General features: G+C 71.1%; 20 protein-coding genes and 1 tRNA gene. 7 read left to right on the forward strand and 14 right to left on the reverse strand.

The window, feature by feature from the left end; translation table 11 throughout:
* Window positions 1-2 precede the first annotated feature (2 nt).
* Together AC1DS4_RS04405 and bcp are read right to left on the reverse strand one after the other, a co-directional pair.
* A complete protein-coding gene (locus tag AC1DS4_RS04405; protein WP_477615227.1) occupies window positions 3-290 on the reverse strand; it encodes a DUF3618 domain-containing protein in 288 nt (95 codons plus the stop codon).
* Window positions 291-324: 34 nt separating this feature from the next.
* Window positions 325-795 (reverse strand): thioredoxin-dependent thiol peroxidase, encoded by a 471-nt coding sequence (gene bcp, locus AC1DS4_RS04410; RefSeq protein WP_477632590.1) that lies wholly within the window; start codon window positions 793-795, stop codon window positions 325-327.
* Window positions 796-960: 165 nt separating this feature from the next.
* Between bcp and AC1DS4_RS04415 the strand changes: the two genes are divergently transcribed.
* Genes AC1DS4_RS04415 through AC1DS4_RS04430 form a run of 4 tightly spaced genes read left to right on the forward strand, consistent with a single transcriptional unit; the run spans window position 961 to window position 3,521 of the window.
* On the forward strand, window positions 961-1,650 hold the full coding sequence (locus AC1DS4_RS04415) for an energy-coupling factor ABC transporter permease (protein WP_477632589.1): 690 nt from the start codon (window positions 961-963) through the stop codon (window positions 1,648-1,650).
* Window positions 1,647-2,012 carry a PDGLE domain-containing protein gene (locus AC1DS4_RS04420; protein WP_477615224.1) on the forward strand — a complete coding sequence of 122 codons (366 nt, stop codon included), beginning with the start codon at window positions 1,647-1,649 and terminating at the stop codon, window positions 2,010-2,012. Before AC1DS4_RS04415 ends, AC1DS4_RS04420 begins: the two co-directional genes overlap by 4 nt.
* A 1-nt stretch (window position 2,013) precedes the next feature.
* Entirely contained in the window at window positions 2,014-2,775 is a 762-nt protein-coding gene (gene cbiQ, locus AC1DS4_RS04425; RefSeq protein ID WP_477632588.1) for a cobalt ECF transporter T component CbiQ, read from the forward strand.
* A complete protein-coding gene (locus AC1DS4_RS04430; RefSeq protein WP_477624390.1) occupies window positions 2,772-3,521 on the forward strand; it encodes an energy-coupling factor ABC transporter ATP-binding protein in 750 nt (249 codons plus the stop codon). The genes cbiQ and AC1DS4_RS04430 overlap by 4 nt, the downstream gene beginning before the upstream one ends.
* Here AC1DS4_RS04430 and AC1DS4_RS04435 read toward each other — a convergent pair whose 3' ends face one another.
* The 7 genes from AC1DS4_RS04435 to rph form a co-directional block, all read right to left on the reverse strand.
* A complete protein-coding gene (locus tag AC1DS4_RS04435; protein ID WP_477632587.1) occupies window positions 3,522-4,892 on the reverse strand; it encodes a CoA transferase in 1,371 nt (456 codons plus the stop codon).
* Between the two features lie 58 nt (window positions 4,893-4,950).
* Entirely contained in the window at window positions 4,951-5,202 is a 252-nt protein-coding gene (locus AC1DS4_RS04440) for an Ada metal-binding domain-containing protein (RefSeq protein WP_477624388.1), read from the reverse strand.
* Window positions 5,203-5,208: 6 nt separating this feature from the next.
* Window positions 5,209-5,835 (reverse strand): DUF1684 domain-containing protein, encoded by a 627-nt coding sequence (locus tag AC1DS4_RS04445; protein WP_477624387.1) that lies wholly within the window; start codon window positions 5,833-5,835, stop codon window positions 5,209-5,211.
* A gap of 4 nt (window positions 5,836-5,839) precedes the next feature.
* Window positions 5,840-6,430 (reverse strand): TMEM175 family protein, encoded by a 591-nt coding sequence (locus AC1DS4_RS04450; RefSeq protein ID WP_477615218.1) that lies wholly within the window; start codon window positions 6,428-6,430, stop codon window positions 5,840-5,842.
* 46 nt (window positions 6,431-6,476) lie between these two features.
* Window positions 6,477-6,561 (reverse strand) — tRNA-Leu (locus AC1DS4_RS04455).
* Window positions 6,562-6,669: 108 nt separating this feature from the next.
* Entirely contained in the window at window positions 6,670-7,278 is a 609-nt protein-coding gene (rdgB, locus tag AC1DS4_RS04460) for an RdgB/HAM1 family non-canonical purine NTP pyrophosphatase (RefSeq protein ID WP_477632586.1), read from the reverse strand.
* Complete coding sequence (rph, locus tag AC1DS4_RS04465; protein WP_477632585.1) at window positions 7,275-8,039, reverse strand: ribonuclease PH; 765 nt, start codon at window positions 8,037-8,039, stop codon at window positions 7,275-7,277. The genes rdgB and rph overlap by 4 nt, the downstream gene beginning before the upstream one ends.
* Before the next feature lie 56 nt (window positions 8,040-8,095).
* Here rph and AC1DS4_RS04470 point away from each other — a divergent pair, with 56 nt between their 5' ends.
* Window positions 8,096-8,908 (forward strand): deoxyribonuclease IV, encoded by an 813-nt coding sequence (locus AC1DS4_RS04470; protein WP_477615215.1) that lies wholly within the window; start codon window positions 8,096-8,098, stop codon window positions 8,906-8,908.
* Between the two features lie 25 nt (window positions 8,909-8,933).
* Here AC1DS4_RS04470 and AC1DS4_RS04475 read toward each other — a convergent pair whose 3' ends face one another.
* The 5 genes from AC1DS4_RS04475 to clpS form a co-directional block, all read right to left on the reverse strand.
* Window positions 8,934-9,653 (reverse strand): MBL fold metallo-hydrolase, encoded by a 720-nt coding sequence (locus AC1DS4_RS04475; protein WP_477632584.1) that lies wholly within the window; start codon window positions 9,651-9,653, stop codon window positions 8,934-8,936.
* A 17-nt stretch (window positions 9,654-9,670) separates the two neighbouring features.
* Window positions 9,671-10,447 (reverse strand): MBL fold metallo-hydrolase, encoded by a 777-nt coding sequence (locus AC1DS4_RS04480; RefSeq protein WP_477632583.1) that lies wholly within the window; start codon window positions 10,445-10,447, stop codon window positions 9,671-9,673.
* Window positions 10,444-11,295 (reverse strand): glutamate racemase, encoded by an 852-nt coding sequence (gene murI, locus AC1DS4_RS04485; protein ID WP_477615212.1) that lies wholly within the window; start codon window positions 11,293-11,295, stop codon window positions 10,444-10,446. Before murI ends, AC1DS4_RS04480 begins: the two co-directional genes overlap by 4 nt.
* A gap of 85 nt (window positions 11,296-11,380) precedes the next feature.
* Window positions 11,381-12,016: a DUF2017 domain-containing protein gene (locus tag AC1DS4_RS04490; RefSeq protein WP_477632582.1), complete on the reverse strand. Its 636-nt coding sequence runs from the start codon at window positions 12,014-12,016 to the stop codon at window positions 11,381-11,383.
* A gap of 1 nt (window position 12,017) precedes the next feature.
* On the reverse strand, window positions 12,018-12,308 hold the full coding sequence (clpS, locus tag AC1DS4_RS04495) for an ATP-dependent Clp protease adapter ClpS (protein ID WP_477615312.1): 291 nt from the start codon (window positions 12,306-12,308) through the stop codon (window positions 12,018-12,020).
* A 71-nt stretch (window positions 12,309-12,379) separates the two neighbouring features.
* Here clpS and AC1DS4_RS04500 point away from each other — a divergent pair, with 71 nt between their 5' ends.
* Window positions 12,380-13,687, forward strand: coding sequence for a nicotinate phosphoribosyltransferase (locus AC1DS4_RS04500; protein ID WP_477615210.1), 1,308 nt, complete (start codon window positions 12,380-12,382; stop codon window positions 13,685-13,687).
* A gap of 28 nt (window positions 13,688-13,715) precedes the next feature.
* Window positions 13,716-14,306, forward strand: coding sequence for an isochorismatase family protein (locus AC1DS4_RS04505; protein WP_477615209.1), 591 nt, complete (start codon window positions 13,716-13,718; stop codon window positions 14,304-14,306).
* Window positions 14,307-14,314 lie beyond the last annotated feature (8 nt).

The following is a 14,314-nucleotide window of genomic DNA, read 5'->3' on the forward strand; positions in this document are numbered from 1 at the left end:
GCTCAGCGGTGACGGCGGCGCGCCGCTCCCAGGCCGATCAGCGCGACGGCGGCGGCAGCCAGCGCGGCGATGCGTTCCGTGCGAAGGTCGCCGGACTCGGTGCGGGTGGCCTCGGTGAACCTGGTCTTGAGCGACTGGACCTGCCGTCGGGCGATCTCCTGCGGGGCCGTGCGGGTGTGCAGCTCGTCCACGGTGCCCGCGAGGCGCTCCCGCGCGGCGGCGATGTCGGCCTCGATCTGGTCGACGGACTTGCCGCTGTCGGCCGACGGCTTGCTCGAGTTCTCGCTCATGCGGGCTCCTTGCGGTTCAGGCGGGCAGAACGGGTCAGCCGAGGCCGAGGTCGCGGCGCAGCTTGGCGACGTGACCGGTGGCCTTGACGTTGTACCAAGCGTGGGAGACCTTGCCGGCCTCGTCGACGACGACGGTGCTGCGGATGACGCCCTCGACGGTCTTGCCGTAGAGCTTCTTCTCGCCGAAGGCTCCGTAGGAGTTCATCACGGACCGGTCCGCGTCGGACAGCAGCCGGATGGTGAGGCCGTCGTGCTCGCGGAACTTGGCCAGCTTCTCGGGCTTGTCGGCCGAGATGCCGAGCACCTCGTAGCCCTCACGGTGGAGGGTGTTGATGTTGTCGCTGAAGTCGCAGGCCTGCGTGGTGCATCCCGGGGTCATCGCGGCGGGGTAGAAGTACACGATGACCTTCTTGCCACGAAGGTCGGACAGCGAGACCTCGCCGCCCTGGTCGTCGGGCAGGGTGAAGTCGGGGGCGGTCTCACCTGCGGTCAGTCGCTCGGCCACTGCTGTCTGCTCCTCGTCGATCGGATAGGGTTATTGCGAGTAAGTTGCAATAACGTGGTTCCACCAGCGGTTCCCAACCTATCCCAGCCGGGCAACCGCCACCTCAGGACGACATCCACAGGACGACGGGCCCCGCACCACAAGGGCCTCGAGACAGGAGCGACCGTGCACGTGCCCGACGGATTCCTCGACGCACCGACGTCGGTGGGCACTGCCGTCGTCGCGGTCGCCGGGGTGGCGCTGGCGCTGCGCGGTGCGCGCCGTGAGCTCGACGACCGCACGGCACCTCTGGCCGGCCTCGTCGCGCTCTTCATCTTCTGCACGCAGATGCTCAACTTCCCCATCGCCGCCGGCACCTCCGGCCACCTGCTGGGCGGTGCACTGGCCGCGGTCCTGGTCGGGCCCTGCACGGCCACCCTGTCGATCACCGTGGTGCTCCTGGTCCAGGCGACCCTGATGGCCGACGGCGGGATCACTGCGCTCGGCACCAACATCACCCTCATGGGCCTGGTCGGCGTCTGGGTGGGCTGGCTGGTCTTCGTCGTCCTGCGCCAGGTGCTGCCGAAGCGCCCGCTGATGGTCGTGCCGGCCGCGGCAGCAGCGGCCCTGGTCTCGGTGCCGACGGCCGCCTTCGCGTTCTCGCTGCTCTTCGAGCTGGGCGGCACGGTCGACGTGCCGTTCTCGACGGTGGCCACGGCGATGGTGGGCGTGCACACCCTCATAGGGGTCGGCGAGGCGGTCATCACCGGGCTGGCCGTCTTCAGCATCGTCGCCGTCCGGCCCGACCTCGTCCACGGAGCCCGGCCCAGCCTCGAGACCCGCACCCTGACCATCCGCGACGGAGTGGCGGCATGAGCACCCCCCGGCCGCGCGTCTCCACCAAGCGCCTCATGGTCGTCGGCATCCTCGTCTGCCTCTTCCTGGCGGGAGTCGTCTCCTACTACGCCTCCAGCAGCCCGGACGGACTCGTGTTCGTGGCTGGAGAGCAGGGTTTCCTCGGCTCGGCGCGTTCCCACGCCAGCGACGGCTCCCCCTTTGCCGGGTACTCGACCCGCGGCATCGACAACGCCCGCGTCTCCGGCGGCGTGGCAGGCATCGTCGGCGGCGCCCTCGTCTTCGTCATCGCCGGAGGCCTCTTCCTCGCCGTCCGCCGTCGAGGCGAAGGCGACCCGGTCCGCGCGCCCTCCCGCGACGCGTCCACCGACGGCGACAACTGACGTGGGCGCGGGGCACGGTCACCACCTGCACTTCCACGGGCACTCCCCCGTCCACCGCCTCCCGGCGCACCTCAAGCTGCTGGCGCTCCTGGGTTTCGTCCTCACCGTCGTCCTCACCCCGCGCACCGCGTTCGCCGCGTATGCCGTGTACCTCCTGCTCGTCCTCCTCGCCCAGCACGTCTCCCGCGTTCCCTTCGGCTACTACGTCAGGCGAATGGTCGTCGAGGTGCCCTTCGTGGTCTTCGCCCTGCTGATGCCGTTCGTCGCGACCGGGCCCCGGGTCGCCGTGGGCCCACTCCACCTGTCCGAGCAGGGGTTGATCGGCGGGTGGGCACTGCTGGCCAAGGGCACCCTCGGCGTCATGGCCTCACTCGTGCTCGCGACCACCACGGAACCGCGGCACGTCGTGGCCGGGCTCGAACGACTGCGCCTGCCCCACCAGCTCGTGCAGATCATGGGCTTCATGGTCCGCTACCTCGAAGTCGTCACCGGCGAGCTGGCACGGATGAAGGTCGCGCGGGAGTCGCGCGGCTTCCAGGCCCGCTCGGTCCGCGCCTGGCCGGTGCTGGCGACGACGGCGGGGGCACTGTTCATCCGCTCCTACGAACGCGGCGAGCGCGTCCACCTCGCGATGCTCTCGCGCGGCTACAACGGCACGCTGCCCGTGACGCACCCTGCGACGGCCACGGCCGAGCAGTGGCGCGTGGCCGGCATACTCCCTGCTGTGGCGCTGGCCACCCTGCTCTTGGTGGTGGCCGCGTGACCACTCCCGTCCTCGACGTCCAGGGCCTGGCCTACGCCTACCCCGACGGCCACCAGGCGCTGTTCGGCGTGAACCTCCATGTGCACCAACGCGAACGCGTCGCCCTGCTCGGGCCCAACGGCGCCGGCAAGACCACCTTGGTGCTGCACCTCAACGGCATCCTGACCGCCGGCGCCGGCACCGTTGCCGTGTCCGGGATGCCGGTCACCAAGGAGAACCTGCAGGAGGTCCGGCGCCGGGTGGGGGTGGTCTTCCAGGACCCCGACGACCAGCTCTTCATGCCGTCGGTGCGCGCCGACGTGGAGTTCGGACCCGCCAACCTCGGGCTGCGCGGGGCCGCCCTCGAGGCGCGGGTGCTCGCGGCCCTCGACCGCGTGGGGATGGTCGACTTCATCGACCGTCCGCCACACCACCTGTCGTTCGGGCAGCGTCGTCGCGTGGCGGTCGCCACCGTTCTGGCGATGGAGCCCGAGATCCTCGTCCTCGACGAGCCGTCGTCGAACCTCGACCCCGCGTCGCGGCGCGAGCTCGCCGACATCGTCCGCTCCCTCGACGTCACGGTGCTGATGGTCACCCACGACCTGCCCTACGCCTACGAGCTGTGTCCGCGGTCGGTCGTGCTGTCCGATGGGGTCGTTGTTGCCGACGGGCCCACGCGGGACGTCCTCACCGACGACGCCCTCATGACTGCCCACCGGCTCGAGCTGCCGTTCGGCTTCGACCCGCGGACGATGGCGGCGCCCTAGTCAGGACACGCGGTCGGCCGGGTCCCAGACGGCTGGGTCACTACCCCATCGGCGCCCCACCGACGCGAATTCCCTGGGGGCGTGATCGACTCCGAAAGCCGGGCGCGACTGGGCGACACGACCGTAAGCCGTGTCGGACTCGACCAGCCAGGGACTCGGGTCGTCGATCGCCGCGGCTGGCGCGTCGAGCGCATCTGTCTGGAGCAGCCAGTGGGCCGTTCGGGCCAGGTGTGCCTCGACCCGCCAGGTGCCGCCCTCGGTGGCCCGTCGACGCAGGGCGGCCAACACGCCGGCTGCGAGGAGGTAGCCGGTCGCGTGGTCCAGCGCCTGCGCGGGCAGTGCTCCGGGCGTCGCCCCCTCACGCGACTCGATGAGCGAGATCCCGGTGGCGGCCTGGACGATGCTGTCGAACCCCCGACGCCTGCCCCAGGGGCCGGTCGGGGTCCAGGCCGTCAGGGTTGCGCAGACCAGCTGGGGGTGCTGCTCGGCGAGGTGGTCCGGGTCCAGCCCGTAGGCCGCGAGCGCACCGGGCCGGTAGCCGGTCACCAGCACGTCGGCCTCGGCCAGCAGGTCGTGGAGCCGGTGTCGGGCATGCTCGTCGTGCAGGTCGACCAGCGTCGAGCGCTTGCCCGCGTCCGTGTCGAGGTGGAGGGCCTCCAGCTCGGGCAGGTTCGGGCTGTCGACCCGCAGCACGTCACAGCCGAGGAATGCCAGGGTCCGCGTGGCGACCGGCCCGGCGAGCACCCGGGTGAGGTCGAGGACCCGCGGGCGCTCGGGCACGGGGACGGGGGCCGCCGAAGAGACTCCTGAGGGACCCCCGTCCGAAATGGTCCTCACCGAGAGCACGTCGTGACTGGCCACGGCGCCGCCCTGATCGGAGGCCATCCACTCGCCCACCGACCGCACTCGCACCGCGATGCCGTGGTCGGCCGTGACGACGTCCTCGACCTCCTGGGCCGACCGCTCGGCGATGGCCCCGGCTGCATCCTCGCGGGTCGTTTCCTCGGCCAGACCCAGGGCCCGCAGCAACCGCACCCGGTGATGGGGATAGTTGGCGTGGGTGCGGACCCAGCCGTCCCCCGCCTCGAAGAACCCTGACAGCGGCGCGAAGCCGGGCTCGTGCACGCCGTCCACGGTCTGCACCTGGTCGTTCCGGAACGACACCGACACCTGGCGCGGGTCGACCTGCACCCGGTCCAGGCCGCGCAGCGCGGCACCGGCGAGACCGGCCGCGGCAACGGAGCCGCAGGCGAGGGTGTTCACCGGTAGAGCGGCAGGGAGGCCGCTGCCGTCGACCACGTCGAGGTGCGCCGCGGCATACCCCTCGTCGAGGCCGAGGGCCGGGAGCACCTCGCGCAGAAGGTGGTTCACGGGTCGACTCTATGCCGCGCCCGGACGCCACCCAGATCGGCAGGGCAACCTCGGGGGGTCAGGGCTGCGTCGCCTTCCAGGAGGCGTACTCGGCGCGCAGGCAGGTGCCGCAGGGCCGGTAGCCCGCGGCGATGGCGCTCGCCTCGTCAGCGAAGAAGACGCGGTGCTGGACGTAGCCGCCCTGCCGGATGGCGCGCAAGGCGGACGGGCAGTCGAGGCGTCCGTAGAGCTTGCCCCGGCGGTTGCCACCGAGCGTCCCGGGAACCTCGCTCGCACAAGGCTTTCCGTCGGCCCCGATGAGGGTGAACACGGTGGCCTAGTAGCCCTCGGGGAGCAGCTCCCCCACAGGGGTGCTCGCCTCGAGGCGGTTGGCCGAAGGGGCGAGCGGGCACACCCACCGGTAGTCGTAGACGCACGAGGGGTTGTAGGCGAAGTTGAGGTCGGCCACCCAACGCCCCTCGTCGTCGCGGCCAAGGTCGGTGCCCTTGACCGTGTCGAGCAGGTAGCGCCCGGCTCCGTAGGTCTCGGTGCCGGCCGAACCGTCGCGCACCGGCAGGAACAGCCCGCCACCGTAGGAGTTGAGCCACCAGAGGTCGAGTGTCCCCAGACCCTCGAGCGTGACGCGACCGGCGCCGGCGAACGGCACGATCCCGTCGGTTGCCGACCGGAACTCCCACGGCTCCTGGTCGTCGACCTCCTCGACCTCGACGACGAACCGGTATGCCGGGTCGTACGGCGCGTGCCTCAGCTGCTGACCCTCACGGCGTGGGGAGGCGGGGTGCTCGAGGAACAGCCGCGAGCGGGCGTCGACCCACAGCGCGTGGGCGGTGACGGGGTCAGGCTCGGCGCGCACCACGGCATACAACGCATGCACCTCGCGCCGCCACGACGCGACGGCGAGCGCCGGCGGGTAGGTGAAGTCGTCGTCGTCCGGCTCGGGCACGGGATCAGTCCTCCAGGGCGTGGTCGTGGATGAAGCGCTCGGCTCGGCGGTCGGGAACGAGCCAGGTGATGGCAACGGCCACGTAGGCCAGCACCCCGAGCCACGGTGCCACCAACGACCCGAGGATGCCGAGCACGTAGACCGCGGGGCTCAGCTTGCCCTTGAGGTCGCGGCCGACCGCCTGGCGCAGGAGGCCGTCCGGCCCGTCGCGGCGGAAGACCGCCAGCTGGAGGACGTAGTACGCGACGGCGGCCCCCAACAGGTTGACCCCGTAGACGACGACCGGCAGCTGGGCCAACCGGGTGTCGTCCATCCACGCCGTCGTGAACGGCACGAGCGAGAGCATGAACAGCAGCCCGAGGTTGGCCCAGAGGATGGCCCCGCTCACGTGCCGGACCAGCTGGAACATGTGGTGGTGGTTGTTCCAGTAGATGCCGAGGTAGATGAAGCTGAGCAAGTAGGTCAGAAGGCCGACGAGGGACGGTCGGAGGGCCTCGAACGTCGGCTCCTCGGGGACCTTGAGCTCGAGCACCATGATGGTGATGAGGATGGCGAGGACGCCGTCGCTGAACGCCTCGAGCCGGCCGGTTCGCATGCTGGGAGTCTAGGCACACCCCACCGACGGTTGGGCCGCCCCTGACTGGTGCGCAAGGCGGGACTTGAACCCGCACACCCGAAGGCACCAGGACCTAAACCTGGCGCGTCTGCCAATTCCGCCACTTGCGCGTGGGGCGCCAGCCTAGCGGTCGCCGCTGCGTCGCTCAGTGAGCCCCAACCGACTCTCCACGAGCGGGAATGAGTGGGTTGGCGCTCACTCACCGAGGGCAGCGCGGGTCAGCCCAGGAGTTCGCGGAGGTGCGGGACCATCGCGCGGAAGGCCTTGCCGCGGTGCGAGATCGCGTTCTTCTCGTCGGGGCTGAGCTCGGCGGCGTGACGCGTGTCGCCCTCGACGACGAGGACGGGGTCGTAGCCGAAACCGTTGGCGCCCTTGGGCTCTCGAGCCAAGGCACCCGGCATACGCCCCTCGGTGCTGCGCACCGTGCCGTCGGGCAGGGCCAGCACCGCCGCGCAGACGAACGCTGCCGCACGGTGCTCGTCCTTGACGTCGGCGACCTGTGCGAGGAGCAGCTCGAGGTTGGCCTGGTCGTCGCCGTGTCGACCCGACCAGCGCGCCGAGAAGATGCCCGGCGCCCCGCCGAGCACGTCGACGGCCAGCCCGGAGTCGTCGGCCAGCGACGGGAGTCCGGTGTGGGCGGCGAGCGCCACGGCCTTGAGGCGGGCGTTGCCCTCGAAGGTCACCTCGTCCTCGACGACGTCCGGCGCGCCCTCGAACTCGGACGCCCCCACGATCTCGAGGCCGAGCTCCTCACACACGTCGGCGAGGATCGCCCGCAGCTCACCGACCTTGTGGTCGTTGCGGGTGGCGAGGACGACGCGGGTCACAGCAGCCGCTCGCGGGGTGTGGTCGCGAGCGCCTCCTGCTGCTTGCGGGTCAAGTCGGCGCACCCGACGGTGGCCTTGTCGAGCAGCTTGTCGAGCATCTCGCGGTCGAACGCGCCGTTCTCGGCCGTGCCCTGCACCTCGACGAAGCGACCATCGCCGGTCATGACGACGTTCATGTCGGTCTCGGCGGTCGAGTCCTCCGGGTAGTCGAGGTCGATGACCGCCTCACCCTTGACGATGCCCACGGACACGGCCGCGATGGACCCGGTGAGGGGCTGGGCATCCTTGCGGATGAGCCCCTTGGCGCGGGCGTCCTCGATGGCGTCGACGAGGGCGACGTAGGCCCCCGTGATGGAGGCCGTGCGCGTCCCGCCGTCGGCCTGGAGGACGTCGCAGTCGAGCACGATGGTGTTCTCGCCCAGCGCCTTGGTGTCGATGATGGCGCGCAGGCTGCGACCGATGAGCCGGCTGATCTCGTGGGTGCGACCGCCGACCTTGCCCTTGCGCGACTCGCGGTCTGAGCGCGTGTTGGTCGAGCGCGGCAGCATCTCGTACTCCGAGGTCACCCAGCCCGTGCCCTTGCCCTTGAGCCAGCGCGGCACGCCCTCGGTGAACGACGCCGCCACCAGCACCCGCGTGCGGCCGAACTCGACGAGCACGCTGCCCTCGGCGTGGTCCAGCCAGTTGCGCGTGATGCGCACCTCGCGGGTCTGGTCGGGGGTACGTCCGTCGTGGCGGGTGGTGGGGCTCGTGTCAGTCACGCCGCAAGGCTAACGGGGCCCTGCCCGGCGTCGGTGGCCCGGCCTAGGCTGGACCCATGGCTGACACCACCTCTCCCGCCCAGCGGCTCGGTGCCCACGTCGACTCGGCAGACCCGGTCAGCGCCGCCCGGGAGCGCGGCGCGGGTCTGAGCCAGTTCTTCCTGGGCAACCCGCAGGGCTACAAGGGTCCCGAGTACGACTTCGAGGGCGGCCCCGAGGCGCTGCGTGCCGCCGCCGAGGCAGCGGACGTCGACCTCTACGTCCATGCGCCCTACCTCATCAACGTCGCGACGACGAACAACCGGATCCGCATCCCGAGCCGCAAGCTGCTCCAGCAGTTCATCGACGCCGGCGCCGCGATCGGGGCCAAGGGGCTGATCGTCCACGGCGGCCACGTCGACAAATCCGAAGAGGTCGACAAGGGTTTCGACAACTGGCGCAAGGCGATCGAGGCCACCGACCTCAAGATCCCGCTGCTCCTCGAGAACACCGCCGGTGGGGACAACGCCATGGCCCGCACCCTCGAGCGCATCGCCCGGGTCTGGGACGCCATCGGCAGCGCCGAGGGGTCCGACAACGTCGGCTTCTGCCTCGACACCTGCCACGCGCACGCCGGGGGCATCGCGCTGGCCACCGCCGTCGACGAGATCAAGGCCATCACCGGGAGGATCGACCTCGTGCACTGCAACGACAGCCGCGACGAGTTCGACTCCGGGGCGGACCGCCACACCAACCTCGGCGAGGGCCTGATCGACCCCGACGAGCTGGCCGGTGTGGTCCGGGCAGCGGGCGCCCCGGTCGTCATCGAGACCCGCGGCGGCCTCGACGGTCAGCGCGCCGACCTCGACTGGCTTCGCGAGCGCCTCTGACCGAGGGTCAGTCCGCGTGCATCCCTCAGTCGACCAGGGGGTGCGTGGCGAGGAAGCGCCGGATGTGGTCTCGCGGGTTGTCGGCCAGGTGCGGACCGTGCGTGAACGCCGCGGTCGTGTAGTCGAGCTCGGCCAGCCGGTGGGCCGTCTTCTGGGTCAGCGCGAAGTTCGTGCAGAACGACTTGATCGGCCACCGCAGCCCGCGCACGTTGAAGATCGAGTCACCGGTGATGAGCACCCCGGACTCACGGTGCAGGTATGCCGCGTGGCCGGGTGAGTGCCCCGGTGTGTGCACCACTTCGAGGCCTCCCGCGACGTCGAGCACCTGGCCGTCGACGAGCCGCTCCCCCACCGTGACCGCGGGGAAGGCGTTGGTCCCGAAGAACCGCGTCATGAGCCTCGCGAGCAGGAACAACTGGTCGCGCTGGGCGGTGTGACCAGCCTCCGCGAAGGGGGCGTCGTCCTCGTGGATGCCGAAGTCGAGCCCGGTCCTCGCAGCCACGTGAGCCGCGCCGCCCGCATGGTCGGGGTGGGCGTGCGTGAGCAGCAGCCGGGTGACGTCGGACGGTCCGGAGCCGATCGAGGTGAGGGCCGCCATCACCTTGGGTCCGGACTGCTTGATACCCATGTCGACGAGCGTGACCTGGCCGTCGGCGTCGCGGAGGATGAAGCCGTTGACGAAGTCACCGAGCAACGGGATGCGCCAGACACCAGGCGCGATGGGAACGGCTGCCGCTCTGGCCATGACGAGAGCCTAGGCGATCAGCTGCCGCTGACCTCGTATGTCTTGCCCTGCACGGCGAGGTCCAGCGGACCCGACCAGACGGCGGCGGCTTGCGCGCGGCATACCTCGGGGTCGTTCCAGGGCGGGATGTGGGTGAGCATCAGTCGCCGCACCCCACCCGCGGCCACCGCGGCGGCACCCGCGCGGGTGCCGGAGAGGTGGACCCCTACGGTGGCGTCGCGGCCGTCGATGAAGGCGCTGTCGACCAGCGCCACGTCGGCCCCGGTCAGCAACGGTGTGAGCGCCTCGCAGGTGTCGGTGTCACCGGTGTAGGCGAGGACCGCGCCGTCGGCCTCGACGCGGAATCCGTAGGCCTCCACCGGATGGTTCACGCGAAATGCCGTGATGGTGAACGGGCCGACCTGGGTCACCTGGGCGTCGGCCAGCTCGTGGACCGCGAACTCCGAGCTCATCCCCCCGTGCTCGAGCCCGTGGTACATCAGGGCGAAGCGTTCCTCGGCACCCGTGGGGGCATGCACCGGGAGCTGGCCCTCAACCCGACCGCCGGGCCGGTACTTGCGGGTGACATAGAGACCGCACACGTCGACGCAGTGGTCGGGGTGCAGGTGGCTGACGTAGACAGCGTCGATCTCGGCCAGGTCGACGAAGCGCTGCAGCGGGCCAAGAGCACCGTTGCCGAGGTCGAGGACGACCGACCAGGTGCGGCCGGCGTGCTCTGCCTGCACGAGGTAGGAGGAGGCGGGCGAGTCGGGGCCGGCGAAGGAGCCCGAACATCCGACGACCGTGAGCCTCATCGGGCCCCTCCCGTGGCGGTCGGCGCAGCGACCGACCGGACCACTGCGTTCCCGAAGACGGCGTCGCTGTCGGCTCCGACCTCGGGACCGAGGAACCGCCGGGCGAGCCGGGTGAACTCCGCGGCGTCCCCGGTCGTCGTGAACCCGTGGCTCGGCGGCGGCAGGTGGGCGGGCCGCAGCGAGTCGGAGTCGGCGAGCACGCGGTAGACGTCCTTGGCCGTCTCGTCCGCGGAGGACACCAGGGTCACGCCGTCACCCATGACGTACGAGATGGCCCCGGTGAGGAGCGGGTAGTGCGTGCACCCGAGGACCAGGGTGTCGACGTCGCCGTCGACCAGCGGGGCGAGGTAGCCACGGGCCACGTCGATGACCTCCGGTCCGCTCGTGACGCCGGACTCGACGAACTCCACGAACCGTGGGCACGGGACGCTGGTCACGTCGAGGTGAGGTGCCGCGGCGAAGGCGTCGACGTAGGCGCCGGACTGGTGGGTCCCCCGGGTGGAGATGACGCCGACGCGATGGTTGCGGGTGGCTCGCGCCGCGCGTCGCACGGCCGGGCGGATCACCTCGACCACGGGCACGTCGTAGCGCTCGCGGGCGTCGTGCAGCACGGCGGCGCTCGCGGTGTTGCAGGCGATCACGAGGGCCTTCACGCCATGGTCGACCAGGCGGTCGAGGCACTCGAGGGCGAACTCGCGGGACTGAGCGATCGGGCGGGGACCGTAGGGCGCCCGGGCGGTGTCCCCGAAGTAGGCGATCGACTCGTGCGGGAGCTGGTCGAGCACGGCGCGTGCGACGGTCAGCCCGCCGTAGCCCGAGTCGAAGATCCCGATGGGTGCATCCGCCACGGGTCAAGGCTAGGTGCCGCCCTCCCCCTGCACCCCATCAACCCGACGTCTGGTGTGTCACACCGGCGGTCTGGGCGCCCGGGCGTCAGGGGGTGAGAGCGTGGGCGAGGGTCTCCTGCAACCAGGTGAGGAAGTCGTAGACCGCCAGCGCGTAGACCGCCGGGTCGTCCGGCGGAAGGCCCGACACCTGCTCCTCCAGCAGGTCGAAGTCGTCGTCGCGCTGGAGCCCGAGCCGCTCCCCCAGCACCAGCCGCACGTCGGTCAGCGCGATGAGCAGGGCGAGGGCCTGTGGCTGCTCGAGCGAGAGCTTCTGGTCCTCGATGCCGGACAGCGCCCGGATGGCCGTCGTGAGGTTCGCCGACTTGCGCGCTCGGAGGCCGTCCTCGGTCAGCCGCCGGAACTCGGCCGCGATCTGGTCGTCCTCCCGGTTGGCGGTCGGGAAGATGCGCTCGAGCGCCGGGTCGCGCTCCCGCGGCACCGAACCGCCCAACTCGGGCACCTGGTCGGCCGCCGACAACGACACCCCCATGCCGATGCCACCCAGCCCGGCCACGATCTGGTCGAACTCGTCGCCGTCCGCGGCACCGGGCACACCCTCGACGGGCTGCTCGGGCTCGACCAGCTCGAGCACCTGCTCCATCAGCCCGACGACGAGGCCGCGTTCGACCGCGTCGAGCTTCGCGACGTACCGGCCATCGCGCCGCTTGAACCCACGTGCCACGTCAGCTGTCCTTCTGGAAGGTGGCCCACAGCCCATACCCCTGGAGCGCCTCGGTGTCGGTCTCCATGCGCTCGCGGGCGCCCGTGGAGACGACGGCGCGGCCCTTGGTGTGGACGTCCATCATCAGCCGCTCGGCCTTGGACTTGGAGTAGCCGAAGTAGCTCTGGAAGACGAACGTGACGTACGACATCAGGTTGACCGGGTCGTTCCACACCAACGTGATCCACGGGACGTCGACCTCGGCGCGCTCGTCGGTGGAGGCACGCTCCTGCTCGACGGGCGCGACGGACATCTCGAGGGACATCTCGACGGACATCTCCAGGTGGACAGCATGCGGCACGGCCACCACCTTAGGCTGCCGAGGTGACCTCACGTTCACCCAGCACGGCGCTGCTCACGGACCACTACGAGCTCACGATGCTCGAGGCCGCCCTGCGCAGCGGTGCGGCCTCCCGCCGCTGCGTGTTCGAGGTGTTCGCCCGGCGCCTGCCCGAGGGACGCCGCTACGGCGTGGTGGCCGGGACGGGGCGGCTGATCCCCGCGATCGAGCAGTTCCGGTTCGGCGAGGGCGAGCTGGAGCAGCTGCGCGGGATCGTGGACGCCGCGACCCTCGACTTCCTCGCCGACTACCGCTTCGACGGTGACATCGTCGGGTATGCCGAGGGCGAGTGCTTCTTTCCCGGCTCACCCGTGCTCGTGGTCGAGTCGGACTTCGCGCACGGGGTGGTCCTGGAGACCCTCGTGCTGTCGATCCTCAACCACGACAGCGCCATCGCGTCTGCTGCGTCGCGGATGACCTCGGCTGCGGGAGACCGGCCGTGCATCGAGATGGGCTCTCGCCGCACCCACGAGGAGGCTGCGGTCGCCGCCGCCCGCGCGGCCTACATCGCGGGGTTTGCGACCACGTCGAACCTGGAGGCCGGGCGACGCTTCGGTGTGCCGACCGCCGGCACCGCGGCGCACGCCTTCACCCTGCTGCACGACGACGAACGGGAGGCGTTCGCCGCCCAGATCGCCTCGCTGGGCAAGGGCACCACGCTGCTCGTCGACACCTATGACGTCCCGGCCGCGGTCGCCCTCGCCGTCGAGCTCGCCGGGCCGGAGCTCGGAGGAGTGCGGCTCGACTCCGGCGACCTGCTCGTCCAGGCGCGCGAGGTGCGTGAGCAGCTCGACCGTCTCGGTGCCGCGGGCACCCAGATCATCGTGACCAGCGACCTCGACGAGTACGCGATCGCGGCACTGGCCGCCGGGCCAGTGGACCGCTACGGCGTCGGGACCTCGCTGGTCACCGGCTCGGGTGCGCCGACGGCGGGGATGGTCTACAAGCTCGTGTCCCGCGAGGACGACTCCGGGACGATGGTCGGCGTCGCCAAGCGGAGCAAGGACAAGGCCTCGGTCGCCGGCCGCAAGTATGCGCTGCGCCGGCGCAACACCCGCGGGATCGCCGAGGCAGAGGTGGTCGGCATCGGAGCGCCCCCGCTCGACGACGGGGATGACCGCGTGCTGCTCGTGCCGCTGATGACCGCCGGCCGGGTCGTCGATGACGCCGTGCTGGACCTCGAGGCCGCCCGGGCGCGACACGCGGCCTCCCGCGCCGAGCTCCCTGCCACCGCCCGGAAGCTGCAGCGCGGGGAGCCCGCGATCCCGACGGCGTACCTCGACGGCGAGTGACTGCTGGTGTGGCAGTAGCGTGCGAAGCATGAGCCTCGCGCTGGTCATCGTCGACGTGCAGAACGACTTCTGCGAGGGGGGCTCCCTCGCCGTGGTGGGGGGCGCCGAGGTGGCGCGACGGATCAGCGAGCACGTGCTCGCCCACCACGACGACTATGCCGCGATCGTCGCCACCGCCGACTGGCACGACGACCCTGGCGCGCACTTCAGCCAGGCCCCTGACTTCGTGGACAGCTGGCCGGTGCACTGCCGAGTGGGCAGCGACGGTGCACTGTTCCACCCGGCGGCCGAACCGGCGTTCGAGTTCGTGGAGGCGATATTCCGCAAGGGCCACCACAGCGCGGCCTACAGCGGGTTCGAAGGACACACCGTGCAGGCGGACGTGACGGTGGGCCTGGCCGACTGGCTGCGCGAGCGGGCCATCGAGGAGGTCCATGTGGTCGGCATCGCCACCGACTACTGCGTGCGCGCGACCGCCCTCGACTCCGCCGAGGAGGGCTTCGACACGACGGTGCTGCTCGACCTCACCGCAGGGGTTTCTCCCGAGAGCACGGCGGCAGCGCTGGCCGATCTGGCTGCTGCAGAGGTCGCCACCCGTGGTGAGGTCGTGAGGGCGTAGGAGCCGCG

This window comes from Pedococcus sp. P3_C7, from assembly GCF_056402615.1.